Here is a 25,635-nt window from a genome sequence, read left to right as displayed (position 1 = left end):
TTTTTTCACTAATTTACATACGGTTCCGGCATGAGGACGGGCTCGCATGGCAAACGGATCGGGCCACCGAAAGATTGCGGTCTGTCGACCATGCGTGGCAGCGAGCCGAGAAATCGATCCAGCCCACAATGTGGCCACATTGCTACGGCAAGTTCCGACTTCATAACAAGTCGCGTTTCCCGGTCATAACAGTGACCCTGCTTGAGGGGGTGCGTGCCATGCGGGCAATTTTCGGAGCCATCGCGCTGGGACTGGCGCTGTACGGTTGCAATGGCCGGGAACAGACCGGTGAGTCTCGACCCGAGGCGACGGCAGAGTTTCCGCAGTCCTTCGCCTACAATTGCGATCCAGGTAATGGCCCTGCACCGGCGCTGGGCGCGCCATGGCTGCCCGGTCAGGAAGGGTACCTGCCGCTGGAATGGGCATCGGTCGATGCCGCCCTGGAAAAGAATGACCCCGTGCTGGCTGCCACGGTCCAGCAATGCATGTTCTACGATTTCATGTGGCGCTCTTTCATCGCAGTGAACTGGCCGGCGGTCCCCGGTGGCAACCGCGGCCAGCCCGATCGGGGCAAGACCATCTTCGGCGGGATCGGCACGCTGCCGCTGGCGGTGTGGGAAACTTACAAGACCCCGCAGCAGATCTTTACCAGTTCGGACCGATGGGAGGATCCCGACGTCGCCAACTGGGGCAACAGCCCGACCGACACCAGCCGTGCCTTCCTGGCCTTCCCCGACCAGCTGACCGATTATCGCCCGGATGTGCAGCAGCCCTATTTCTTCGGTCAGTCGACCGGCCCGCTAATCGACCAGAACGGCAATTATGTCCGCTACGAAGTGGCTGTGAACCAGGCCTTTTTCACCTACATTCGCAAATTCGGCTATTACAACGCCGGTCGGCAACGCGACGCAGTGCTGACCTATATCGCCAATCCCAAGGCCGCCGACGCTTTCCAGCGGCCGCCCTTCGGCAATCCCGCACAGACAACCGGCGACGGCTACCTTGCCGGGCTGCCGGATTATGCCCGGCAGGGAATGGTCGACGTTAAGGCAGCGTGGAAGGAGCTGCCTGAAGGCGCGCCATACAACAACCGGTACCTGCAGCGCCGGATCGCGGTCGATGCCCAAGGCACGACCAAGCTCTATGGCCTCGTGGCGCTGCATATCCTGCGTTACACGCCCAACAAGTATGATCCGTCTAAAGGCGTCGAAGGCGCTTTCGTGGCGGCGACATTCGAGCATGTCGACAATGTCGCGATCGATTTCGAGAAACCGCTGGGCGGCACGCTGACGCCCTCGTTCAACCCCGGGGGCGGACCGCAAACGCCGGAAGAAGAGGCCTATGGCTTTGCCGGCCGGATCCCCCCTTGTCCCGAGGCCGATCGTTCGCCGGGGCAGGCCCCCTGTTCCAGCGGGACCACCACCAATCCCTCGCGCAAACCGGTAAACATCTATCGCGTTACCCCGCTGAGCGATGCGATCGAGGCCATCAACGACCACTACCAGAAGACCGTGCTGGGCAGCAGTGTCGGCGGAAACCGGTCGGTCATGCGGTTCTATCGCCTGATCGGGACACAGAACCGTCATCAGGGCCCGTTCGCCTTCGACACCCCCGGGGAACGCAACCTCAATGGCCACCAGGGCCCGATCACCGGGGTCTATACCAATACCAACAATCTCATAAACGCGGCGCTGGAAAGCTACACGCAGAAGAACTTCAGCTGTATCCTTTGCCATGCAGCCGCCAAGCCCAAGTGCACTCCGGAAAAGGCCTTCGAGGAAGACCAGTTCAAGACCCTGACCTTCCTGCTCAACGCTGCCCAGTTCAAGCCGGGGGATAGCTGCACACCCTGAAAATGGCGGCTCGCCAAAGGGGCTGGAAACCTGCCTGCCTTGCAGCCCTGGCGAGCCGCCGGGCCGTGGCAGTCAGCCCGATTTCCGGCCATTTTTGAGAACCTTCACAAAATTTTGCACCCGTAAACAGCTTGTTTACCAGCCCCCCCTAGCCTTTGGGTCAGGGTCGCGAAGCCCTTCCCTTGACGGGGAAGCAATCTGTGGAGTGGGACAGATGAAGTGGCATCGCGTATTCGGGAGGATGTTCGCCGGCAGGAAGATTGCCGAACGACTGGGGCTCCTGTTCAAGAGTTCGACAGCGTTTACCGTATCAGCGGTCATCCTCGGCGTTCTCTCGCTGGCATGGATCGACATGGAATTGCATGCCACCAGCCAGCGCGTGCATGCCATAGAGCTCAGCAACAAAGTCGATCGATCCATGTACCAAAGCTCGATCGAGCTTGGCCAATATCTCGTTGACCGGGACCCGGCGATGCTGCGCAAGGCGCGCGCAACCCTTGGCGAAGCGCGCGAAGGTGCCGAGCAACTCGAAACGGTGATGAAAGAAGCGGACATCACCGAGGGCGTCGCTGTCAACGAACTGCTGGGTATCATCGCCCAGATGGACCGCGAATATGCCTCCATCGACACCATCGCCAATCCGGAACGCCTGCTGTCGAACGGTGCGTCGACCAGCATCGGCCTTTCGGCGTCGCAAAAAACAAAACAGCTGACTCAGGAACTGGACGAAGAACTCGTGTCGATGGAGGACAGCGACGTGACCATCGTCAACTGGCTGTTCGCACTGATGTTGCTGCTCGGCGGCGTCTCGGTTTATTTCACCCTCAGCGCCCAGCATGTCGTCAAGTTCGACCTGCTGACCCCGCTGTTGCGGCTGCAGGAGAGGATGATCGGGTTGGCGCGCGGGATCACCAATTTCGACGTGCCCGAAGCCGACCAGGAAGACGAGATCGGCGATGTCGCCCGCAGCCTCGTGTTGATGAAGGAAGCGACCATCGAAGTGGAGCGCCTCACCGCCGAGCGCGAAAAGCAGAAGATCGAACAGGCCCGCCTGCTCAACCAGCTCGCCGACCAGTTCGAGACCACCGTTGGCGATGTCGTAGGCGGGGTCGCATCGGCCTCGACCCAGCTCAAGGACACCGCGCTCGCCATGGCGGCCAGCGCAGAGCAGTCTTCCAACGAAGTCACCTCGGTAACCGAGAGCCTCAGCGAAGCATCGGCGGGAGTGACCACTGCCGCCACCGCCAGCGATGAATTCGCACTGTCGATCAATGAGATCAGCCGCCAGGCCTCCGGCTCGGCCGAGCTGGCCCGTGAAGCCAGCGCCAGCGCGGCCAATGCCGACGCGACCATTTCCGAACTGATCGAGACCGCCAACATGGTCAGCTCGATCGTGGAAATGATCTCTTCGATCGCCGACCGCACCAACCTCCTCGCGCTCAATGCTTCGATCGAGGCAGCGCGCGGCGGCGAGGCCGGGCGCGGGTTCGCGGTGGTCGCTTCCGAAGTGAAGGAACTGGCAACGCAGACCAGCAAGGCCACTGAGGATATCGTATCCCATATCGGGCGCATCCAGTCCTCGACCAGCGAGAGTGCCACTGTGCTGCGCGAGATCTCCAAGCAGATCCAGAAGCTGGAAGGGACAGCGGTCGCCATCGCTTCGGCGGTCGACCAGCAGTCCATTGCTGGCAAGGATCTGGCGCAAAGCATCGATATCGCCGCGCGCAACACGGAAGAGGTATCGGTCCGGATCACCGCCGTGAAGGAGACCGCAGTCGCCACCGGCGCGGCCGCTTCGCAGGTGACATCGTCGTCTGGCGAACTCGAAAGCCAGGCCACGATTCTCAAGACGCAGGCGGTCGAGTTCCTGAAAAATGTGCGAGCCAGCCTGCCGCGTTCGCGCAACAGCAAGGCATCGACGACAGAGGAGACCAATGTTGTCGACGCCTTGAAGACCTATGCTGCAGACCCTGCGGCTAACGAGACTCGCGAGCTGGTCACCGCCTGACCGCTCGCGAGACCACACAGCGATTGCCGGGCGGATAGGATTCGTGCCCGACCGGTTCCGGCCCGGCAGTCGCTGACCAGCCTGAGACAGGCCGCGCACCCTATGATTACACCTCAGCCACCAGCATGATAGAAATCATACACCTTGCGCGCCACCGCATCGCTGACGCCCGGCGCGCGTTGGAGGTCCTCCAGCGCCGCCGCGCGGACCTTGCTGGCGGTGCCAAAGTGCAGCAGCAGCGCGCGCTTGCGGGCCGGGCCGATGCCGGGGATCTCGTCCAAAGGTGACGCAGTAATTGCGCGGCTGCGTTTGGCACGGTGGGCGCCGATGACGTAGCGATGGACCTCGTCGCGCAGCCGCTGCAGGTGGAACAGCAGCGGCGAATTGACCGGCAGCGTCTTCTCGCGCCCGTCGGGGAAGTGGAACACCTCACGCCCCTCGCGCCCGTGGTCGGGCCCCTTGGCGATGGCGATCAAAGGGACATCCTCGATCCCCATCTCCTCCAGCGTATCGCGCACCGCGCTCATCTGGCCCTTGCCGCCATCTATCAGGACCAGGTCGGGCCACTGCGTCTCGTGACTGTCCTTCTTGCCCTCTTCACTATCGTCCGCCAGCTTGCGAAACCGCCGCTGCATCACTTCGCGCATCATGGCGAAATCGTCGTTCGACTGCGCCTCGCGGATGTTGAACTTGCGGTACTGGTTCTTGAGGAAGCCCTCCGGCCCCGCCACCACCATCGCGCCAACGGCCTTGGCGCCCTGGATATGGCTGTTGTCATAGATCTCGATCCGCTCCGGCGGGGCGTCGAGCTCGAGGAATTCGGCCAGCTCGCGGTTGAGCTTCGCCTTGGTGCCGGTCTCCGCCAGCCGCCGGTCGAGCGCCTCGACCGCGTTGCGCGCGGCCTGCTGCATCAGCTTGCGCCGCTCGCCGCGCTGCGGGACGGAGAGCTGGACCTTCCGCCCCGCCAGTTCGCTCAGCGCCGCCTCGATCAGCTCGGTCTCGGGCAGTTCGCGGTCGACCAGCACCGTCGGCGGCGGGGGCACTTCCTCGTAGAATTGCAGGATGATGTCGGCCAGCACCTGTGCATCGTCCACTTCCTTCGTCTGGCTGGGGAAGAAGGCCCGGTGGCCCCAATTCTGCCCGCCGCGGATGAAGAAGCTCTGGATGCCGATGGTGCCGTTCCTGTTGGCGAGGGCGAACACATCGGCATCGCCCACCCCCTGCGCGTTGATGGCCTGGCTGCCCTGGATGAAGGTCGCCGCGCGCAGCCGGTCGCGCAGGATCGCGGCGGTCTCGAAGTCGAGATCCTCGGCCGCCTGCTGCATCTGCGCTTCGAGCTCCTGCTGCACCTGGTTCGACTTGCCACCGAGGAAGTCCTTCGCCTCGCGCACCAGCGAGGCATAGTCTTCCGCGCTGATCCGCCCGACGCAGGGCGCGCTGCAGCGCTTGATCTGGTAAAGCAGGCACGGACGGTCGCGCCGTTCGAAGAAGCTGTCGGTGCACGATCTTAGCAGGAACAGCTTCTGCAGCGCATTAATCGTGGTGTTGACGCTTCCGGCGCTGGCGAAGGGGCCATAATAGTTGCCCTTGGCTCGCCGCGCGCCGCGGTGTTTCATGATGCGCGGATAGTCGTGCTCGGCGCGCAGCAGGATGAAGGGGAAGCTCTTGTCGTCACGCAGATGGACGTTGAACGGCGGACGAAAGCGCTTGACCAGCTGCGCCTCCAGCAGCAGCGCCTCGGCCTCCGAATTGGTGGTGACGATCTCCATCCCGCGGGTCTGGCTGATCATCCGCAGCGTGCGGTTGGTGAGCCCGGTGACCTGGGTATAGTTCGCCACCCGGTTCTTCAGCGCCCGCGCCTTGCCGACATAGAGCACGTCGCCGCGCGCATCGAGCATGCGATATACCCCGGGCACGGGCCTCAGCGTCTTCACCGTCTCGCGGATCGCCGCGATCCCGGCCTCGAGATCGGGCTGCGCCGAGGCGACCGTATAGGCCGCGCGCTCCTCATTGAAGCGCTCGGCACCACGGGGGTCGTGCGGGGATCCGGCTTTGGTGCGGCTCATGGCAGCGTGAACCTAGTCGTTCCGCTCATTGGATTGAAGGTATTCGCAGAAGTCTTCGTCCATGTTGCGCGGCCTGATGGTTTCGCCCCACTCGCCGCCCAGCCGCTCGCGGTGGTTCCCGGGCACGAACAGGCGAAACTCGCCCTCTTCCCAGTTCGTAGTCTCGCGCATGATCCGGAGTACGGATCGCAGGACATAGCGATACAGCTCGGTCCCATCGAAATCTCCGACGTCAGGATCAACGAAGAAATCCCGGCGTGGCTCACCCAGCTTGCCGAGCGAATTGCCCATGATGAAGAGCCAGAGATTGCGGTCAGGATATCGCGCCGTGGTCCAGATATCGAGCAGGCGCGGCGAGTCCAAGGTCGCAAACCCGAGCTCGACTTCGTGCCCGTTCATGTTCCGGGTGACGGTCGAGCGTGCGTTTTCGTGAGTTAGTTTCTCATTGAAAAGGCAAAGGATCTTCCAGGTCGGATGACCGATGTCTGTGCCATAAGTCGAAGCAGTGACGTTCACCACGAGCTTCGCATCCGGGTTTATGAGAAAACCATGGTGCAGAAACCCTTGGGCAGGGTCGAGCAGGGCGTCAGAAATTCCGGGTGCGTCTTGTTCTTCTGCCATGTCGGGAAGGATTTAGGGGGCGTCCCCGCTGTGGGAAACCCCTCCGTAAGGGAAGCTGTTGACGGGGACGGCAGCTTGACGTCGTGCCTGCACCTGTTACGCCTGTATTACAGACCTGCAAAAGCAGGCGTTTCCGCGCAACAATCGTTCAATTTCGAACGAGGCGTGGGCCGGACAGGAGGATGCCTTTGCGCCAGCTGCAGGGGATGGATGCGTCATTCGTGGCGCTTGAGAGCCCAACTTCGCCGATGCACATCGGCTCAATCCTTATTTACAACCCGGAAACGGCGCCGGGCGGGTTCGTCCGCTTCAAGGATATCCTCAGCTTCTTCGAAAGCCGGATGCAGCTGTCCAAGACCATTCGCCAACGCATGGTACGGGTGCCGTTCGACCTCGACTATCCCTACTGGATCGAGGATCCGGACTTCGATCTCGAATACCACGTCCGCCACATCGCCCTGCCCAAGCCCGGCGACTGGCGCCAGCTGTGCATCCAGGCCGCGCGCATATTTGCCCGCCCACTCGATCTCAACAAGCCGCCGTGGGAATTCACCGTGGTCGAGGGGCTCGACAATATCCCGGGTGTCGCGCCGGGCAGCTTCGCCATGGTCACCAAGGTCCACCATGCCGCCATCGACGGGATGAGCGGGATCGACCTGATGGAAGCGATGCACACGCTCGATCCCAACCAGCCGCCGCCCAATGCGCCCGACGAGTGGAAGCCGGAGCGTGTCCCCGGCCCGGCCGAACTGCTGGGCAAGGCCTATATCGGGGCCCTCGCCAACCCGGTGAAGCAGATCGAAGTTGCTGCCAAGGCGGCCCCCGGCCTCGCCAATGCCATCAAGGGCTTGCTGACGCAGGAATTCAAGCTGTCGAGCGACATGGTTGCCCCGCGTACCCGCTTCAACCGCAAGGTTTCAGCCCACCGCGTGGTCGAGGGCCGAAGCGTGCCGCTGGCCGATATCAAGGCAATCCGCGCGCTCGATCCCGGCTGCAAGGTCAATGACGTGTTCCTCACTATCGTCGGCGGAGCGCTCAACAAATATCTCACCGCCAAGAGTGACCTGCCCAAGGCGACGATGACCGCCATGGCCCCTATCTCTGTCCGCTCTTCGGACGAGCGAGGCGACATGGGCAATCAGGTGGCAGCGATGATCGCGCCGCTCGGAACGCATATCGCCGACCCGGTGGAACGGCTGAAATACGTCCATTCCAAGACCGTCAATTCCAAGGCCATGACCGACGCCATGGGCGCGCGCAACATGACGGAGATGAGCAAGGTTTCGCCGGCTTTGTGGATGAGCCTGGGTGCGCAGCTCTATACCCGCCTCGGCCTCGCCAATCGTGGGGTCGGACCGCCATTCTCGACCGTGGTCACCAATGTTCCCGGTCCGCCGATCCCGATCTATTCTACCGGCGCGCGGCTGGAGAGCATGATGGGGTTGCTGTGTCTCAACGACGGGCTCGGCCTTGGCCACGTGGTGCAAAGCTATTGCGACGAAGCCACCATCAGCTTCACCGCCTGCCGCGAGCTGCTGCCAGATCCGGAATTCTACATCCAGTGCATCGAAGACAGCTTCAACGAGCTGCGCGATGCGGCCAGGGCGCTCGGCGAGACGCCCGCCAAGGCACCGGCCAAGCCAGCTCCGGCCAAAAAGCCAGCCGCCAAGAAACCACCGGCAAAGAAGGCTTCGACCAAGGCGCGGACGGGAACCAACCCCGCAACCGGGGCCAAGACCACCAGAAAAACGACGACCGCCAAGAAGGCGGCGCCAAAACGCAGGAAATCTTCGGGTAGCAGGAGGAACACCACATAATGGCAACAGCACCACTGACGCTGGACAGCGAGGCTTCGATGGCCCGACCGCCGCACAAGCTCCTGACCCTGGCAGAGCCGGGCCGCGCGCTGAGCGAACTGGCCGCCTTCATGGCCTTGCGCCCCTTGCTGGGACAGCTGCCCAAGGGCGACGGGCACGGCGTGCTGGTGCTGCCGGGCTTCATGGCTTCTGACAGCTCGACCCGTCCGCTGCGCTCGCTGCTCGATGATCTCGGCTATCGCACCGCGGGCTGGGGCCTGGGCCGAAATGTCCGGGTCGACAACATCCGTATCGAAGCCATGCAGGATTGCGTGGCGCGGCTACACGCGCAAAGCGGTGGCAAGGTCTCCATTGTCGGCTGGTCGCTGGGCGGCGTGTTTGCGCGCGAGCTGGCGAAGATGATGCCTGACCATGTGCGTTTCGTCATCAGCCTCGGTAGTCCCATCAGCGACGACCGTAACCACACCAATGCGCGCAAGCTGTTCGAGTATCTCAACGGCAAGGAGCCGGAGCCGATGCAAGGAGGCAAGTTCTTGCAGCTGGGCAAGGCCCCGCCGGTGCCGACAACGTCGATCCTGACCAAGACCGATGGCGTGGTTCACTGGCGCGGGTCAGTGCAGGCTGACGAAGGCGGCGAGACGGAGAATATCCTCGTCCACGCCAGCCATTGCGGCCTCGGCGTAAACCCGCTGGTTGCCTATGCCATTGCCGACCGGCTGGCGCAGGACGAAGGACAGTGGAAGCCGTTCGAAGCGCGCGGGTTGGCGAGCCTCGCCTTCCCGACCGGCAAGCTGCACTGAGCGATCAGAACAGCTTCCGCAGGTCGATCCCGACATAGCGGCCGGTCGCATTGAGCAAATCCGGCTGATAACTCAGCGGCGTGTTGCCATTGCTGTCGCGCACAGTGCGGCGGGCATTGAAGACATTGTCCGCCCGCAGGCTGACACGGAAGTTCTTCAGTAGGCCTTCCTCTTGCTTGAAGACTTCGCCGAGGTTGGCGAAGGCGAAGAGGTTGATTTCCAGCAGGTCGCCGATGAACAGGTCGGTGCTGCCCGGCAGCCCGGAGCCACGCACCGTGCTGGACCCGGTGTAGTTGCCATTGGCGCGGAACCCGTAGCCGTCGAAGAATATCCCGCTCGAAAACCGTGTCTTGTGCCGCGCCAGACCGAAGGCGGAGACCGAGTCTCCGGCCAGTTCGTCGAGCAGCGGCCCTCCGGGTGCAACGAGGATCGTATTGCTCAACTCAATCGTGTGGGTCACATTGAGGAAATAACGCGTGCCGCGCGCTCCACGCCGGTCGAACGGATTGAAGTTGACCGCAGGTGCTGCTTGTGCCGGCTTTCCTTGTTGCCCTGCCTGACCTTCGCCTTGCTGCACACCTTCGGCAGAGCAGATCCGTTGCTTCATCTGCGACAGTCGCTCGGCATTGATCGTGCCGTCTTCATTGCGCAGGCGCGCCCGCATCTGTTCGGGCAAATCGTCGACCTTCGGTGGATCGGCGCAAAGGGCCTTGCGGATCGCTGCAAAGCGCTCGCCCTGCTCCGCGCCGTCTTCGCCGCACATTCGCTCGCGCGCCTGCTTGACCTTGGCCGGATCGATCTTGCCATCTTCGCCCCGCAGTCGCGCCAGCATGCGTTCAGGGATGCCGGTGAGATCGGGCATCTCGCCTTCGGGATTGGCGCAGAATTTCTCGCGCATCTGCTGGAACTGTGCGCCGCCGCCAGGGCCGCCCACCGCTTGCCTCGCGCCACCCGTGGTCGCAGGCGGACTTGCGGGCGCGTCGCCACCGCCTGCCGCCGGTGGCCCACCACGGCGACCGCCCTGTCCGGCACCGCGCGAACCGCCCCCGCCGCCAATCTGCCCGCGCAAGGTCAGCCCGATATTGAGACTTTCGAACCGCGCTTCGGCATAGGTGACCGGGCGGCGGTCTACAGCCACCAGCGTGCCCGCCAGGGTGCGTGTCACCCGGCCCGGAAAGGCTGCTTCAGTCGCGTCGGTCAGCGCCGGGAATGAACGCGAGACATTGTCCGAGCGATTGCGGGCATAGGTGACATTGAGCCGCATGTCCGCCTTGATCGGCAGTTTGACATTGCCGGAGAATTTCCAGTCCTTCTGTTTTTCCGCCAACAGGTTCGGATTTCCGCCGGAAATGACTGTTATCAGCTCCGTCGTATTGTTGCGAAAGTCGAAGGTCGGGACATTGAAGGTCTCGATCCGCGGATTACCCAGGAACGCCAGCGACGGGGCAACTTCCCGGTCGAAATAGGTTGCGCTCAGGAAGATGTCGTTATCGAACGGAAGCCAGAAGACCGTTGCCGACCAATCATTCAACGTTCCGAAGTCGGAGAAATTATCGAACCCGGTCTGGAGGTTGAGCCCGATGGTTCCCAGTGCACCGAGGAAATTCTCTCGTTCGGTGGTGAGCGGGATGTTGACACTGATGCCACCATCGATGACTCCGCGGGTCAGCTGGGTGGCTGCGGAACCGCGGGTGTCTTCACTGTCGATCCGGCTCCAGTTGTAGCCTGCATCGAACGTCACGTTGACTTCCCCGCCAGGCACCCTGAACGGCGAACCACGCAGGGTCGCCTTCGTGCTGGCGGAGGTCGACTGCGTGCGCGCGGTATCAAAGGCGGTGCTGCGGAGGTTGCCGAGCGGCCCATCGAGGGCCAGCGCCCCGGCCAATGCCTGCTGCTCGACGATGAGTGTGTCGGCGCGCTGGTCGATCTCCGTCGTCGTATCGACTATCCCGGCATTGGCTGTCACCGTCAGCTGGAAGTCGCCGATCGGGCGGGAGTAGCCAAGCGAGGCGTTTGCATTGTCGGTGCGGCTGCGAACTTCGAGCGGCTCGCCGAAAGCGCGCAGCTCACTGTTGCCCGCCCCATCGACCAATGTGACGGTATTGAACCCCGAAAGCGAGCGCCTGTCGTTTCGTTCGAGGTTCCCCGTCAGGCTCAAGGTAGCACCGCTTTCCTGGTAGGATTGCGTGTAGCTCAGCGTACCTTCGATCCCGGCGCTGTCGCTGATCAGGCTGCGACCGGTGGCGGGATCGGGATCGCCCGGCACGGTCGGCAAACTCCCCGGCGTCTGGATGATGTCGCGCTCGGATTCGGTCAGCAGCGAGGTGTCTTGCGCTTCGAGGTTCAGGTTGATCCGCCCCTTGTCGGTCAGCTTGAGCAGGGTGAATTCCTGCTCTGTTCGCGAATATCCGCCATCCCAGGGCTGTTCGTATTCCAGTTCAACCGTGCGGCTGGAGAAGTTTTCCTTGAGGATGAAATTGACCACCCGCCGGTCGGCTGGATAGCCGAATTTCTGCGCGACCTCTTCCGGCAGCACTTCGACCTTGCGCAAGGCTTCGGGCGGATAGGCAAAGAACTCGCGGAAGCTGGAGACGCGAATACCGTTGATCAGGAACACCGGGCGTCCCCCGCCCCCGCGCCCGGTCGATGAGCCCGTGGCCGGTTCGAGCTGCGCCACAAGGTCTTCGATCGAGCTCACGCCATAGGCGGCAATATCCTCGGCATCGAGCTCGACCAGCGGCTCCTGCGGCACATCTAGCTGTCCCGGCAATCGCCCTGCGCGTACGACGATTTCACCATCTGTATCGACATCGGAGGTGGATTGCGCACGTTGATCGCCACCGTCAGGAGGCGTTCCGCTTTCCTGAGCCAATGCCGGTGATGCGAATACTATAGCTATCAGGGGGAGGACAGCGAACTGACGCAAAGTTTTTCAACCTTTTATTATATTTCCTGCGCGCCCGGCTTCCTGACGGTGCAGCAGGACATTTGCAAGAAGGGCTCGATAGTGGACGGTCGCATGGCACGCACCATGCCTGTGGCGAATAACCACCCTGTGCGCCTTGGGGTTCCCTTTTTGACGAAGGGCGAGTAAAGCGCGCGCCACCTGAACACGAACACAACGGATTACGGAACTTTATGGCGAAAGAAGAACTCCTCGAAATGCGCGGCAAGGTAGTCGAACTGCTGCCCAACGCGATGTTCCGGGTCGAGCTCGAGAATGGCCATGAAGTGCTGGGCCACACCGCCGGCAAGATGCGCAAGAACCGCATTCGCGTGCTGGTAGGCGACGAGGTCCTGTGCGAGCTGACGCCGTATGACCTGACCAAGGCGCGCATCACCTACCGCTTCATGCCGGGCCGTGGCGGGCCGGGCCAGGGTCCGGGCCCACAATAAGCTGCTGTGGGCAAGCCCACTCTCATCCTCGCATCAGCCAGTCCCCGTAGGCGCGAACTGCTCGCGCGGTTGGGGCTTAAACCGGCTGCAATCGCCCCTGCCGATATTGACGAGACCCCGCTGAAAGGCGAACTCCCACGCGCTTATGCCGTGCGCATGGCGCGGGAGAAGGCCGAGGCAGCAGCATCGAGCGAGGGTTTCGTCTTGGCCGGTGACACCATGGTCGCCTGCGGGCGGCGGATCCTGCCCAAAGCCGAAGACGAAGCGACCGCGCGGCAATGCCTGGAGCTGTTGTCGGGACGCCGCCACCGCGTGCTCTCCGCCATCGCCCTGCGCGCGCCCGACGGCACGCTGCGCGAGCGGCTGAGCGAGACAATCGTGGTGTTCAAGCGGCTCTCGACCAGTGAAATCGACGCCTACATCGAGGGCGGCGAATGGCATGGCAAGGCCGGCGGCTATGCCATACAGGGCAGCGCCGAAGGACTGATCAGCCGCATCGACGGCAGCCACTCAGGCGTAGTCGGCCTGCCATTGTTCGAGACGCGCGCGTTGCTAAAGGCGGCGGGGTTCGCCCTTGGCTGAGTGGCACGTCGTCGAAGGGATCGGGGAGCACCGCGCCGTATTGTGCGGTGAAGGAAGCTATTTCGCGGCCAAGATCGACTGGCCCGGCGAGCTGTCTCCAGGACAGGTCATCGAAGGAGTCCTGGTCCACCACCCGAGGAATTCGTCGCGCGGCCGCGCTCGTTTCCCCAGCGGCGAGGAAGCGCTCGTAGACTACCTGCCCCGGGATGCCAGCGAAGGCGCAACGCTGCGCTTTCGAATTACCCGCGCGGCCATCGCCGAGGCCGGACGCAACAAGCTTGCTCACGCACGCGTGACCGATGAAGCGGTGCGGCCTGCGCCGACATTGGCTGAGCGACTGGGCGCGAAGGTGGTGAACGGCTTCTATCGCGACACCTGGGCCGAGATCTGGTCGGGAGCTTGGGACAGCGACTGGCCGTTTGCCGGAGGCTCGCTGACGATTACGCCAACGCCAGCCATGACCTTGATCGATGTGGACGGCGAGTTGCCGCCGCGCGAGCTGGCGCTGGCAGCCGTCGAATCTGTCGCCAGCGCCATTGCCCTGCTCGACCTGTCGGGTTCGATCGGGATCGACTTTCCGACCTTGCCTTCGAAGGCCGACCGGCGACAGGTCGATAATGCCCTGGCTGATGCGCTTGCCGACTGGGATCACGAGCGTACGGCGATGAACGGGTTCGGCTTTGTCCAACTGGTATCTCGGCTCGAGCGACCGTCGCTCTTGCACCGCATCCAGTTCGATCGGGCGGGCGCGTCAGCCCGCTACCTCCTGCTGCGGGCCGAAGAGACCGCAGGCCCTGGCGCAATCGAAATCACTGCGCACCCCGCTGTCTTGGCCAAGATTCGCCCCGAATGGGAAGAGGAGTTTCTGCGACGGCGCGGCGTACCGCTCCGCCTCCGCGCCGATCCGGGCATTGCACTCGGCGCGGGAAACGTTCAGGCGGTGCCGCTATGAGCGCCAAGCCCCGCCCCTGCCCGATCTGCAAGAAGCCCCGCAGCGAGGAGTTCAGCCCGTTCTGCTCCAGCCGCTGCAAGGATCGCGATCTCGCGCAATGGTTCAACGATGGCTATTCCGTCCCGGGCCGTCCGGCGTCCCCGGAAGAGATTGTCCGCGAGGAGTGATTCCCCCCTTGCCAAGCGCGCGGGGCTTCGCCATAGGCGCGCACTCATTCGCTCGCCGACCCGCTTGGGCCAGGCCGCAGAGAGAATGCCTCGGTAGCTCAGTTGGTAGAGCATACGATTGAAAATCGTAGTGTCGGTGGTTCGATCCCGCCCCGAGGCACCACTCTCCTACTCCACCCTCATCTCCGCCAGCACCCGCTCGCACACGTCGTCGAGCAGCGCCAGGTCGCGCGGGCGCGTCAGGCGGTAGACGGGCACGGAGCCGGCGATCTGGGCGGCGTAGACGGCCTGTTCGGCCAGCCGCCCCATCGCTTCGAGGAAGCGCGGGCGATAGATGGTTTCCTTGAGCACCGAGGTAGCGGCACCGCCGCCTTTGAGCCGCTCGATTGACAGCTCATCACCGAATTCCAGCGCATAGATCGCCGCCAGCGGCACCGGGCGGTCGACCGCGACAGTCTCGCTGGTTTCGAGATGGTATTTCTCGGCCCGGAAATAGTCCTGCACCAGCTCGCGTCCGCTTAGGTCGAGGGTGTCGATGGCTTCCTGCCACAGCTTGTGCCGCGTACTGGAGGGGTGGAGAAGGGTTGCCCGGTCGGTCCGGCCCGGCACTACGCGGCTGAGGTCATCCCCCACCAGCGGCAGCCCACGCACCGTCAGCGCTGCCGCCATGGTCGATTTGCCCGCCTCCTGCGGGCCGCAGAACAGCACCGCTCCCTGTTGCCCCATCACTGCGCTGCCGTGCAACATGGCCCAGCCACGCTGGTAGCCGAGCGTGCCCCAGGCGCTGCCGAGCGTGAACAGCCGCACTTCGATGGAACTGGGCTCATCAAAGGGTTCGATCGCGATCTCTCGCCCCCCCTCGATCCGCCATGTCCCGACGTCGGGGACGGAGAAACGCAGTGCATCACCCTCCATCACGGGGCGGTGGTCAGGTGGCGCGGCCTCGCCGAGGTCGCTGGCAAAGCGGATGTGCGCGTCGGGTTCCCTGTCGTCGGGTTCCACTGCAAAAGCATGCCATTCAGGCAGCTCCAGCTCCGAGCGCACCAACAGTCCCGAGTGGTGATAAGTGAAAGCTGCCATGCTCAGAGCGCCCGCATCCAGAATTGCATCGGGTGGTTGCTCTCTTCCGTGTCGCCGCGATCCTTCCACGCGAAGCTGGTCGTCAGGCCCTCGACCGGGAGGTATCCGCGCCCGCGCCAAAAAGCGTCGAGCGGGCGGTACGCTTCAGGGCGTGCCGGGTGATCCTCCGGTCGCACGACAGCGCAGAAGGTGGCATGGGCCGCCCCAGCCTCACGCGCCGCAGCTTCGCGCTCGGTGAAGAAGCCATGGCCGATCCCCTGCCCGCGATAGCTGGACAGCAGCACGCTCTCCCCGAAATAGAACAGGCGCGAAGTATCATATCCAAGTGCCTCGAATGGTGCGCGAAATTCTCTCTTTTGCCCCAGCATCGGCGAGGCGGTGGCGGCCCCCACCATCCGGCCCCCGCGCATTGCAGCGACCAGCACTGAACCTGGCTCGGCCGCGAATTCGCGCACATAATCGCGCTCGTATTCAAGGTCGCCCTCGTAGAGATAGGGCCATTCGGCGAACACCGCGATGCGCAGTTCGGCCAGCGCTGCCAGCGCGCCTTCCAGCTCTGCGCCGGCCAGCCTGCGGATCTCCACTGTCATGCTGCCACGGCTAGCGAGGCGTTGGCCCTGTGACAATTGCTATCCCCGCCATTCCGCTGTATTGGCGAAATCCTGCCCCGGCGCAGCGAAGCCCAGCAGCTTTGCAGGCCGGGGTCACGTGTTTCTTGCGAAGGAAAAGTCCATGTCGCGTCGCCGCCAGATCTACGAAGGCAAGGCCAAGATCCTGTATGAGGGGCCTGAGCCGGGCACCATCATCCAGTACTTCAAGGATGATGCAACCGCGTTCAATGCCGAGAAGAAAGGCACCATCAGCGGCAAGGGCGTGATCAACAATCGCATCAGCGAGCATGTCTTCACGCGCCTCAGCCATATCGGCATACCAACGCATTTCATCCGCCGCCTCAACATGCGCGAACAGCTGGTGCGGCAGGTCGAGATCGTGCCCATCGAAGTGGTCGTGCGCAATGTCGCCGCCGGTTCGATCTGCAAGCGACTGGGCCTGACCGAAGGCGATCCGCTGCCGCACACGCTGATCGAATATTACTACAAGGACGATGCGCTGGGCGATCCGCTGATCGCCGAAGAGCATATCGCCTGTTTCAACTGGGCATCGCCCGAAGAGATGCAGGACATCGCCAGCATGGCGATCCGCATCAACGACTTCATGGCCGGCATGTTCGCCGCCATCGACATCCGGCTGGTCGACTTCAAGCTCGAGTTCGGACGCATTTGGGACGGCGATTATAGCCGCGTGATCCTGGCCGACGAGATCAGCCCTGACGGTTGCCGCCTGTGGGACATGAAATCGGGTGAGAAGCTCGACAAGGATCGCTTCCGCCGCGATCTCGGCGGCGAGAGCGAGGCCTATCAGGAAGTCGCACGCCGGCTCGGACTGCTGGAAGAAGAGAATGGCGACGGCGGCCCGGGCGAAGTGTTCGACATGAGCGCCCATCGCAGCCGCCTGCGGGGCGCGCCGAGCAAGCCAAAGGCATAATTCCGCCGTACAAGCGGTTGCCCTTCCCTGCACGCTTCGCCAAGCTGCGCGGCATGAGAGGATTCATTCTGGCAGCCCCGCTGGCGCTGCTGTTCGCAACCCCGCTGGTGGCGGAAGGCCCGGAAGGCACGCCTGCAGAGGTCGTGGCAGAAACATCGTGGGGCTTCGAAGCCAGCGACTTGCAACCCGAGGATGGCTATCTCTTCGGCCAGCTTGCCAACGGCATGCGCTATGTCATCCGCGCCAATGCAACACCTGAAGGCACGGCACTGGTGCGGATGGAAGTCGCTGCCGGGAGGCTCGACGAATATGACGACGAGCGCGGGCTCGCACATTTCGTCGAGCATATGGCCTTCAACGGCTCCACCAACGTACCTGAAGGCGAAATGGTCAAATTGCTGGAGCGGCTGGGGCTGGCCTTTGGCGCCGACACCAATGCCGTCACCAATTTCACCTACACGCAGTACAAGCTTGACCTACCCAACACCCGACCGGAGTTGCTCGATACTGCCTTGATGCTGATGCGCGAGACTGCGAGCGAGCTGACCTTCGCTCCCGAAGCGGTCGAACGCGAGCGCGGGGTATTGCTGGCAGAGCGGCGCGAACGGACCAATTTCACGCGGCTTGAAAGCGCCGACCAGGTTGATTTCTTCTTCCCCGGCTCGCTGTTTGCAGAGCGATTTCCCGTCGCCGGGCGTGAGGATATCGACAAGGTCGATGCCGCGGCGTTGAAGGCGTTCTGGCAGCGCACCTATGTCCCGTCGCGCACGACGCTGGTGGTGGTTGGCGACTTCGATCCGGCAGAGGTCGAACAAGCCATCATCGCGCGCTTTGCCGACTGGGAAGACGCCGCGACACCCGAACAGCCTGAAGCCGGGCCGGTCGATCCCGACTATCGCGGAGCCAGCGACGTGTATCTCGATCCGGCGCTCAGCGATGGCCTGATCGTGGCGCAGGGCGCACCATGGATCGAACGACCTGACACCAAGGCGGAACGCAGGCAGGCAATCCTGCGCGCCATCGGGTACGCCATATTGCAGCGCCGCTTTACCCGCGCGACCCGGATCGAGGATCCGCCGTTCCAGTCGGCCAGCTTCGGAGGTGCCGATATCTTCGAGGCCGGGCGGCAGACTATCTTGCGCATCAATGCTATCGAAGGGCGCTGGGCCGATGGCATGACCGCAGCCGAAGCAATCGTCCGCCAGTTTCTGGAATATGGCGTCAGCGAAGCGGAGATTGCCGAACAGGTTGCGCGGTCACGCACCGCTCTCGAGAATGCCGTTTCGGGCCAGGACACCCGCAGCCATGGCTATTTCGCCGGCCGCGCAATCCGGCTGGCGCGCGAGGAACGCATTCCGACCTCGCCTGAGACCAACCTCGCGCTGTTCGAGACGACGGCGAGCAAGGCTTCACCGGATGAGGTCATGGCTGCGATCCGCTCCGATATCGTGCCCTTCGATGACCCGCTGATCCGTTTCGCCGGGCGCACTGCCCCCGATGGCGGAGAAGCAGCCTTGCGCGAGGCGTGGAAGACAGCGCGGGCACAACCGGTCAGCCCACCCGAAGCCGTGTCGCTGCCAGAATGGGACTATACCGACTTCGGCGCAGCGGGAGAAATCGTGTCCGATACAATCGGCACGCCGCTTGACATTCGGCAAGTGGTTTTCGCCAATGGCGCAAGGCTCAATCTCAAGCGCACCGAGCTCGAACAGGATCGCATCCTGGTCGCGGTTACTATTGACGGCGGGACATTCATCGAGACGCGGGAAGAGCCGCTCAAGACCAACCTGATCGGCATGCTGCCGGCAGGCGGGCTGGGCAAATACACGCAGGACGAACTGCAATCGGTGCTCGCCGGGCGCAGCGCCAATTTTTCTATCGGTGCGACGCCTGACCGCTTCTCCGTCACCCAGCGCACGACCCCGCGAGACCTGGAGCTGCAATTGCAGCTCATTGCCGCATTCCTGACCGATCCTGCCTATCACACTGAGCCGCTTGCCCGCTATCGCAACGGCATCCCGGACTATTTCGCCTCACTGGTCGCAACCCCGGGTGCGGCGCTGCGGAGCCAGGCGGATTCGATTCTTTCGAGCGGCGACCCTCGCTTCACCATCCAGTCCCGGCAAGCCTACGAAGAACTCGATTTCGACTATTTGCGCAACGCCATCGAAGACCGCCTCAAGAATGGAGCGATGGAAATTGCGCTGGTCGGTGATTTCGAAGAGGAAGCAGCCATTGCGCTGGTGGCCCAGACGCTGGGCGCCTTGCCTGCACGCGAAGGCGATTTTCGCGACTATCCCGACAGCCGGCACCGCGTGTTTACCGGGGATCGTGTGTCGCATACGATCTATCACGACGGTGAGGCAGACCAGGCGCTGGTAAGCTACAATTGGCCCACGCGAGACTATTGGGATGCCGAAGCGACGATCGAGCTCAACCTGCTCCGCGCTGTCACCGCGCTGGAGATGACCGACGCGCTGCGCGAGGAACTGGGCAAGAGCTATTCCCCGTCCGTGAGCAATGAGCAATCGCGTAGCTACACCGGTTGGGGCCTGTTCCGGGTCCGCGCCGGGGTCGAGACCGACGAAGTCACTGCAACCCGCGAAGCTATCGAGGCAACCGTTGAACGGCTGCGCAGCGAGCCGGTCGATGCCGATATCCTGCAGCGTGCCCGCCAACCGATCCTCGAAGGGATCGACAACGCGCTAAAGACCAACGGCAGCTGGCTCGGCTATGTTCGCAGGGCCCAAACCGAACCTGTCGTGATCGATCGCTTCCTTGCTGCGCGGGCCCGCTACGAAGCGGTGACGCCCGAACGGCTGCGTGAAGTGGCAGAGCAGTACCTGACAGCAGACGGCGCGGTGCAGTTTGTCGTGCTTCCGCGCCCAGTTCAGGCGACTATCGCCGCCGAAGAATAGCTCGCCAACGCAAAAGGGGCGCCCGTTCGGACGCCCCTTTCAAGAATGCGGTAGCCGCTATCAGTAGTTGAAGCTGGCCGAGACCCCGATGATGCGCGGCTCGTTCACGAAAGCGGTATTGTTGTTGAAATCGATCCCGCCGCGAACGTTGTCGGCGTTGGTGATATTTCGTGCGAACAGGGCGATCGACCACTTGTCGTCGATGTTGCCATAGCCGATGCGCAGGCCCCCTTCGATCTGGTTGTCCGAATTGAACTCCAGGCTTTCATAAAGGAAGAAGTTGGTCGCGCCCTGGTACTGCCAGTCGGTGAAGACGAACACCTTGTGGTTGTCGCCCACCGGCACCGTCAGCTCGGCGGTAATGTCGGCCGTGAACTCGGGCGCGTTGGGGAACGGGTTGCCGTCCACCAGCGCGCGGGTGTTGCCGTTAATAACCGTGGTCGGGTCGGTGACAGTACACTGAGCGCAGATCCCTACAGCCAGCGTATCGTCCTTGATCTTGGTATTGTTCCAGGCAACGCCGGCCGTGATGACGAAGTTGTCGGTCAACTGGAACGCGCTGTCGAGCTCGAAGCCATAGCCGTGACCCTTGTTGGCGTTGACCAGCTGGACGAGGTTGCCGCCACCGCCGACGGCGGTGAACTGCGGATCGTCGACGGTGTAGTAGAACACTGCGCCGTTCAGGCGGATCGTGCGATCGGCCAGCTCGGACTTGAAGCCGGCTTCGTAGGACATGATCTTCTCGCTCGTCGCGATCGACGGCGGCTGGAAGAAGGCCACGTCACGGCCCTGGATGGTCGGAGCGCGGAACCCGCTGGCGACGCGGGCGTAAACGCTGGCGTCTTCCGAGACATCGACGAAGGCGCTGAGATCCCACGTCAGGCGCGAATCCTCGACCGCGCGGAACTGAGGCAGTGCGCCCGAGCGGACGACGAAGTTCTTGTCATCCTCGGTATAACGCAGGCCGCCCGTCAGGCGGACGGTGTCGCCGACCTGCCCGCTGACCTGTCCGAAGACTGCCCAGGCATCGTTGCGGTGGCGCACGGTGACCGGTGGCGGGAAAGTGAAGCCAACGGTGGTAACGTCGAAATCGCTCCAGAAGGCATAGCCGCCAAACTGCCAGCTGACCGGACCATCGGTATCCGAAGCGATGCGGGTTTCATGCGTAAGCTGCTGCAGCTCGATCGAATCCTGGGTATCTGCGGGGAACGGGATGAAGCCCGGACCCATGAACGGCAGGAACGACGCGCCGAAGCCTCCGTCGATATCACCCCGGCTCGAACCCTTGCTCTCGTAATGCGCAGTAATCGACGTCAGCTTAACGCCACGCGCTGCATATTCGATGGTGCCGGAAATCCCGAAGGTCTCGTACTCGGCCTGGTTGCCCGCACCAGCGTCGAAGAAGACGGTGTCGCGATCGTAATTGGCGTTGAGGTCGTTGTTGCCCGGGCCAAGGATATTGGCGCGGAACAATGTCGAGGTACCTTCGAGGTCGCGGTATTGCGCGTTGATCAGGATCGACAGGTCTTCGATCGGTTCGATCAGCAACTGGCCGCGAATGGCGATGTCGTCGAACCCGCCCAGCGCGTCTTCTTCACCGGTGAAGCCGTTGTCGACCCAATTGCCGCGATGCTGCCACAGGCCGGAAATGCGGAAAGCGACAGTGTCGGGCACCAGTGCGGTACCAACCCCGAAGTCGAGAGCGACAGAACCGAGGGTGCCGACGCTTACCGAGCCACGGGCCTGCGTGTCATAGGTCGGGCGCTTGGTATCGATCTTGACGATCCCGGCCGGGGTATTGCGCCCGAACAGCGTGCCTTGCGGCCCGCGCAAGACTTCGATCCGCTCGACGTCGAAGATCGGGAAGCTCTTGAGCGTCACATTCTCCAGCACCACGTCGTCCATGATGACGGAGACCGGCTGCGAAGCGGCCAGGTCGAAGTCGGTATTGCCGAGGCCGCGGATGTAGAAACGCGGGGCCGCGCGGCCGTTGGAGCTTTCGACGAACAGGCCCGGAACCTGGCCGGAGAGGCCGGTGTTGTCGGTGCCCGCTGCGAACAGCGCCTGGACGCGCGATTCCTCCAGAGTGGCGGCCGACAGCGGCACGTCCTGCAGGTTTTCCTCACGCCGGTTGGCGGTGACGACGATGACGCCCAACCCGCCGGTATTGGCTTCGGCGCTGGCGCTGTCTCCGTCCTGCGCGACAGCGGGAGCGGCAACAGCCAAAGCGGCAATGCTGGCAGTGGCAAAGGATAGGCGGCGAATAGTGCTGGAAGTCTTCATCGGTTCCTCGCGGCAATCAGTGTAAAACCGGCAACGTAGAAATACTGGGCCTCCCTTGCCCTGAATTGGTTAAGGGGGCGAGCTTTCGAGCGTCCCAAACCCCCATTTCATGGCATTGCAGCACCGTTTCGCTTCAAACTGGTGCAGGAATGTAACGATTTTGAGGTGGGAAGCTGCCGCTCGCGGGATTGCAGCGGCTCCACGGATCGCTATAGGCACACGGCTCGAAACGCATCGCACTCGCGAACCGGAGCAGCACCCATGAAAATCCGCATCCATGTCAGCCTCAAGCCCGGGGTGCTCGATCCGCAGGGTCGCGCGGTCCACCATGCGCTGGAAGGGCTCGGCTTTGCAGGAGTTGATGATGTGCGCATTGGTCGCCTGATCGAACTCGATGTCGCTGACGATACCAGCGACGCGGCGCTGACGGAGATGTGCGAGAAGCTGCTCGCCAATACGGTGATCGAGAACTACCGGATCGAGAAGGTCGCCTGAGAGCACTAAGGATCGCACCATGAAGACCGCTGTCATCACTTTCCCCGGATCCAACTGCGACCGCGACATGGCGGTGGCGCTGGAAGTCGCCAGCGGCGCTGCCCCGATCCGGGTCTGGCATGCCGACAGCGAATTGCCCAAGGGACTCGACTTTATCGCCCTGCCCGGCGGGTTTTCCTACGGTGACTACCTGCGCTCGGGCGCAATGGCCGCCAACAGCCCAATCATGCGTTCGGTCATCCGGGAAGCTGAGCGCGGCGTGCCCGTACTGGGCGTATGCAACGGGTTTCAGGTGCTGACGGAAAGCGGCCTCTTGCCCGGTGCACTCATGCGCAATGCCGGACAGACCTTCATCTGCAAGACGGTATCGCTGGAAGTGGTCAACAACCAGTCGCTGTTCACGGCGGGCTATGATGCCGGCCAGATCATCGACATCCCTGTCGCGCATCACGATGGCAATTATTTTGCCGACGCGGAAACGCTAGACCGGCTCGAAGGCGATGGCCGGGTTGCGTTCCGCTATCGCGACAACCCTAATGGCTCACAGCGCGATATCGCCGGGATTCTCAACGCTGCCGGCAATGTGCTGGGCATGATGCCGCACCCTGAACGCGCCATTGATGCCGCGCACGGCGGGACCGACGGGCTGGCTCTGTTCAAGGCAGCGCTGGAGCGACTTGCCACTGCCTGATTGCAGCTGGCCGCTCAGGCGGTGAGCTTTTCCCGACGGTCGAACAGCATGCGGGCTTCATCGCTCGGCATCGGCCGGCCGAAGTAATAGCCCTGGATCTTGGTGCATCCCATGTCGCGGATCATCTTCGCTTCTTCAGCGTTCTCGACCCCTTCTGCGGTAGTCGTCATACCGAGGCTGTCGGCCATTGCCACGACAGCACGGATGATCGCGATGCTCTCATTGCTGCCTTGTGCCGCGCCCTGCACGAACGTGCGATCGACCTTGATCGTCGAGAACCGCAGCTTGCGCAGGTATCCGAGCGAGGAATAGCCCGTCCCGAAATCGTCGAGCGCAACCTGGCAGCCAAGCGCCATCACTTCCTCAAGCGCCCCGCGCGCAACATCGGCATCGCGCAGGAAGATACTTTCCGTCACTTCCAGTTCCAGCCTGCTGGCATCGAGCCCGCTGATCGATAGCGCCCGCACCACGGTGGCCGCAAAGTCCGGTTCGATCAGCTGTTCGGGCGAGACATTGACATTGATCTTGGTCGGTGCCGGCCAGCTTGCCGCTTCGATGCAGGCCTGTTCCAGTACCCAAGTCCCGATGGGAACGATCAGGCGCGTGTCTTCTGCCAGCGGAATGAACTTGTCCGGCCCGACGAAGCCATGTTCCTTGCTGATCCACCGCAGCAGGGCCTCGAAGCTGACGATGTCCTCGCTGCCCGCATGCACCACTGGCTGGAACACGAGCTTGAACTCGTCCTGTTCAAGCGCCTTGCGGAGCGAGAATTCGAGCTTTCGGCGTTCCTCGGCAGAGGCATGGAGCGCCGGCTCGTAGCTGCAATGTTCGCCGCCGCCGAGATCCTTCGCGCGATAGAGCGCGAGGTCGGCGTTGCGCATCAGCTCCTCGACGGTCTTGCCGTCACGCGGGGCAATGGCAGAGCCGACGCTGGCACCGACATAAAGCGTGTGATGATCCACTTCGTAGGGTTGCGACAGCCGGTCGATGATCTTGCGGGCGACCTTGTCGACCCGGCTGCGGTCCGATGCATCGCGAACAACGATGGCAAATTCGTCACCGCCCAGACGACCGCACAGCTCATTATCCGACATGATGTCCTTTAACCGCGCGGAAACCTGCGCAAGCAAGCGATCGCCAACCAGGTGGCCGAGCGAATCGTTGACCTGCTTGAACCGGTCGAGGTCGATCATCAGGAAGGCACAGCGCGAGCGCCATTGGCGAGCAAAACGCATGGCCTCGCCCAGCGCTTCATTGAGCATCAGGCGGTTAGGCAATTCGGTAAGTGTATCGTAGCGCGCGAGGTAAGCGATCTTTTCCGAGGACTCGCGCTGTTCGGTGACATCTGAGCCGACGCCACGAAAGCCGATGTGCTGGCCCTTACCATCGAGCATCGGAGTTCCGGAAAGTTCCCACCAGCGGCTTTCCGCCCCGATGGAAACCTTGACCAGCAGGTTGGAAAAACTCTCGCGGCGTTTCAAGCGCTCGGCAAGATCGTGCAGGCTGGTTGGAAACTGGCCTGTGTCCCACGCCTTGCCGGCGATCAGTTGCAGGAACGGCCTGCCTTCGGCTTCTTCCGGCTCGCAGCCCAGAGCAAAGGCGAAACGCGGACTGGCAGACCGTACTTTGCGTGTGGTGTCGATTTGCCACAGCCAGTCGGCTTCGTTCTCTTCGAATTCGCGCAACAGCAGCGAGACGACTTCATTACGCTCTGCCATCCCTTCTTCCGCGACGACCCCGCGCAGATAGGCATCGGCGCGGGTCACGATGCCATAGCCGATGATGACAATCATACAGGCACCACTGGCGGCCGCCGGATAGTGTCCGGCAAGGGCAAGCGTGGCGATAGCAGTCGTACAGATGGTTACCAGGTATGCCACTGCACCGGCGGGCGCCGAGCCAAGTACAATGGCCGATCCGACCGGCAGCAATGCAACAACGATCCAGACCCGCAGCAAGTCCGCCGGGGTGCCGAACACATGGGTCATGACCAGGACCGAGGACCACGCTATGGCGCAAAGCACCGCAGCCAGCGTGTGCTGGTTCGCTTCCTCGCGGCCGAGCCGACGGCTTTCCGATCTGCGCAACATCCAGTCGCGCCCAGTGAGGTGCGCGACCGCAAGAGCCAACGCCGCAGCCCAGCCGGCAATGGCAACCAGCGGAAGCACGCCCCACACGGTCCACACCAGCAAGATTCCGACGACGATATGCGAAATGACCCGCAGCCTGGTTCGTTGCCCGACGCGGGCATATTGCAGGGCCCGCAGGCGCGACCAGTCGAGCCCTTCGCTATCCCTGAACCCCAAGAGGGCGAGCAGGGGCAATTTCGCCGGCAAATTCAGCGTTTCAGATCGATTGTCG

Annotated in this window: 19 protein-coding genes and 1 tRNA gene; 13 read left to right on the top strand and 7 right to left on the bottom strand. The window is 62.9% G+C overall.

The features are described 5' to 3' along the window. Positions 1-218: 218 nt before the first annotated feature. The gene (locus QPW08_RS05825) at positions 219-1,853 is read left to right on the top strand and encodes a hypothetical protein (RefSeq protein WP_284124791.1); all 1,635 of its coding nucleotides are present in this window, start codon (positions 219-221) and stop codon (positions 1,851-1,853) included. A 214-nt stretch (positions 1,854-2,067) separates the two neighbouring features. Then, positions 2,068-3,861, top strand: coding sequence for a methyl-accepting chemotaxis protein (locus QPW08_RS05820; RefSeq protein ID WP_284124790.1), 1,794 nt, complete (start codon positions 2,068-2,070; stop codon positions 3,859-3,861). Positions 3,862-3,974: 113 nt separating this feature from the next. Here QPW08_RS05820 and uvrC read toward each other — a convergent pair whose 3' ends face one another. Together uvrC and QPW08_RS05810 are read right to left on the bottom strand one after the other, a co-directional pair. After that, positions 3,975-5,927 (bottom strand): excinuclease ABC subunit UvrC, encoded by a 1,953-nt coding sequence (uvrC, locus tag QPW08_RS05815; RefSeq protein ID WP_284124789.1) that lies wholly within the window; start codon positions 5,925-5,927, stop codon positions 3,975-3,977. Between the two features lie 12 nt (positions 5,928-5,939). Next, positions 5,940-6,548 (bottom strand): hypothetical protein, encoded by a 609-nt coding sequence (locus tag QPW08_RS05810; protein ID WP_284124788.1) that lies wholly within the window; start codon positions 6,546-6,548, stop codon positions 5,940-5,942. 188 nt (positions 6,549-6,736) lie between these two features. Between QPW08_RS05810 and QPW08_RS05805 the strand changes: the two genes are divergently transcribed. Continuing rightward, a complete protein-coding gene (locus QPW08_RS05805; RefSeq protein ID WP_284124787.1) occupies positions 6,737-8,365 on the top strand; it encodes a WS/DGAT/MGAT family O-acyltransferase in 1,629 nt (542 codons plus the stop codon). Next, complete coding sequence (locus tag QPW08_RS05800) at positions 8,365-9,165, top strand: esterase/lipase family protein (RefSeq protein ID WP_284124786.1); 801 nt, start codon at positions 8,365-8,367, stop codon at positions 9,163-9,165. Before QPW08_RS05805 ends, QPW08_RS05800 begins: the two co-directional genes overlap by 1 nt. A 4-nt stretch (positions 9,166-9,169) precedes the next feature. On the opposite strand, the gene QPW08_RS05795 is transcribed toward QPW08_RS05800, so the two are convergent. Further along, positions 9,170-12,037, bottom strand: coding sequence for a TonB-dependent receptor (locus QPW08_RS05795; RefSeq protein WP_284124785.1), 2,868 nt, complete (start codon positions 12,035-12,037; stop codon positions 9,170-9,172). A 266-nt stretch (positions 12,038-12,303) separates the two neighbouring features. Between QPW08_RS05795 and infA the strand changes: the two genes are divergently transcribed. From infA to QPW08_RS05770, 5 genes are all read left to right on the top strand, one after another. Beyond that, complete coding sequence (infA, locus tag QPW08_RS05790; protein ID WP_011413465.1) at positions 12,304-12,561, top strand: translation initiation factor IF-1; 258 nt, start codon at positions 12,304-12,306, stop codon at positions 12,559-12,561. Between the two features lie 6 nt (positions 12,562-12,567). Then, positions 12,568-13,143 carry a Maf family protein gene (locus QPW08_RS05785; protein WP_284124784.1) on the top strand — a complete coding sequence of 192 codons (576 nt, stop codon included), beginning with the start codon at positions 12,568-12,570 and terminating at the stop codon, positions 13,141-13,143. Further along, positions 13,136-14,095, top strand: a complete 960-nt coding sequence (locus QPW08_RS05780; protein ID WP_284124783.1) for a ribonuclease E/G — start codon at positions 13,136-13,138, stop codon at positions 14,093-14,095. Before QPW08_RS05785 ends, QPW08_RS05780 begins: the two co-directional genes overlap by 8 nt. Then, positions 14,092-14,262: a DNA gyrase inhibitor YacG gene (locus QPW08_RS05775; protein ID WP_284124782.1), complete on the top strand. Its 171-nt coding sequence runs from the start codon at positions 14,092-14,094 to the stop codon at positions 14,260-14,262. Before QPW08_RS05780 ends, QPW08_RS05775 begins: the two co-directional genes overlap by 4 nt. Before the next feature lie 87 nt (positions 14,263-14,349). Beyond that, positions 14,350-14,425, top strand: a tRNA-Phe gene (locus tag QPW08_RS05770). A 5-nt stretch (positions 14,426-14,430) separates the two neighbouring features. Here the strand turns inward: QPW08_RS05770 and QPW08_RS05765 are convergent. Beyond that, the gene (locus tag QPW08_RS05765; protein WP_284124781.1) at positions 14,431-15,342 is read right to left on the bottom strand and encodes a phosphoenolpyruvate carboxykinase (ATP); all 912 of its coding nucleotides are present in this window, start codon (positions 15,340-15,342) and stop codon (positions 14,431-14,433) included. A gap of 2 nt (positions 15,343-15,344) precedes the next feature. Beyond that, the gene (locus QPW08_RS05760; protein WP_284124780.1) at positions 15,345-15,932 is read right to left on the bottom strand and encodes a GNAT family N-acetyltransferase; all 588 of its coding nucleotides are present in this window, start codon (positions 15,930-15,932) and stop codon (positions 15,345-15,347) included. A gap of 142 nt (positions 15,933-16,074) precedes the next feature. On the opposite strand from QPW08_RS05760, the gene purC reads away from it, so the two are divergent. Both purC and QPW08_RS05750 read left to right on the top strand, forming a co-directional pair. Beyond that, a complete protein-coding gene (purC, locus tag QPW08_RS05755; protein ID WP_284124779.1) occupies positions 16,075-16,887 on the top strand; it encodes a phosphoribosylaminoimidazolesuccinocarboxamide synthase in 813 nt (270 codons plus the stop codon). Positions 16,888-16,940: 53 nt separating this feature from the next. Then, positions 16,941-19,805 (top strand): M16 family metallopeptidase, encoded by a 2,865-nt coding sequence (locus tag QPW08_RS05750; protein WP_284124778.1) that lies wholly within the window; start codon positions 16,941-16,943, stop codon positions 19,803-19,805. A 60-nt stretch (positions 19,806-19,865) separates the two neighbouring features. On the opposite strand, the gene QPW08_RS05745 is transcribed toward QPW08_RS05750, so the two are convergent. After that, complete coding sequence (locus QPW08_RS05745; RefSeq protein ID WP_284124777.1) at positions 19,866-22,088, bottom strand: TonB-dependent receptor; 2,223 nt, start codon at positions 22,086-22,088, stop codon at positions 19,866-19,868. Between the two features lie 261 nt (positions 22,089-22,349). Between QPW08_RS05745 and purS the strand changes: the two genes are divergently transcribed. Then, positions 22,350-22,583, top strand: a complete 234-nt coding sequence (purS, locus tag QPW08_RS05740) for a phosphoribosylformylglycinamidine synthase subunit PurS (RefSeq protein WP_284124776.1) — start codon at positions 22,350-22,352, stop codon at positions 22,581-22,583. A gap of 19 nt (positions 22,584-22,602) precedes the next feature. After that, positions 22,603-23,274 carry a phosphoribosylformylglycinamidine synthase subunit PurQ gene (purQ, locus tag QPW08_RS05735; RefSeq protein WP_284124775.1) on the top strand — a complete coding sequence of 224 codons (672 nt, stop codon included), beginning with the start codon at positions 22,603-22,605 and terminating at the stop codon, positions 23,272-23,274. A 14-nt stretch (positions 23,275-23,288) separates the two neighbouring features. On the opposite strand, the gene QPW08_RS05730 is transcribed toward purQ, so the two are convergent. Next, a complete protein-coding gene (locus tag QPW08_RS05730; RefSeq protein WP_284124774.1) occupies positions 23,289-25,580 on the bottom strand; it encodes a putative bifunctional diguanylate cyclase/phosphodiesterase in 2,292 nt (763 codons plus the stop codon). Between the last annotated feature and the right edge of the window lie 55 nt (positions 25,581-25,635).

This window comes from Parerythrobacter aestuarii (assembly GCF_030140925.1).
GTDB lineage: Bacteria > Pseudomonadota > Alphaproteobacteria > Sphingomonadales > Sphingomonadaceae > Parerythrobacter > Parerythrobacter aestuarii.
This window is presented reverse-complemented; position numbering and strand designations above follow the sequence as displayed.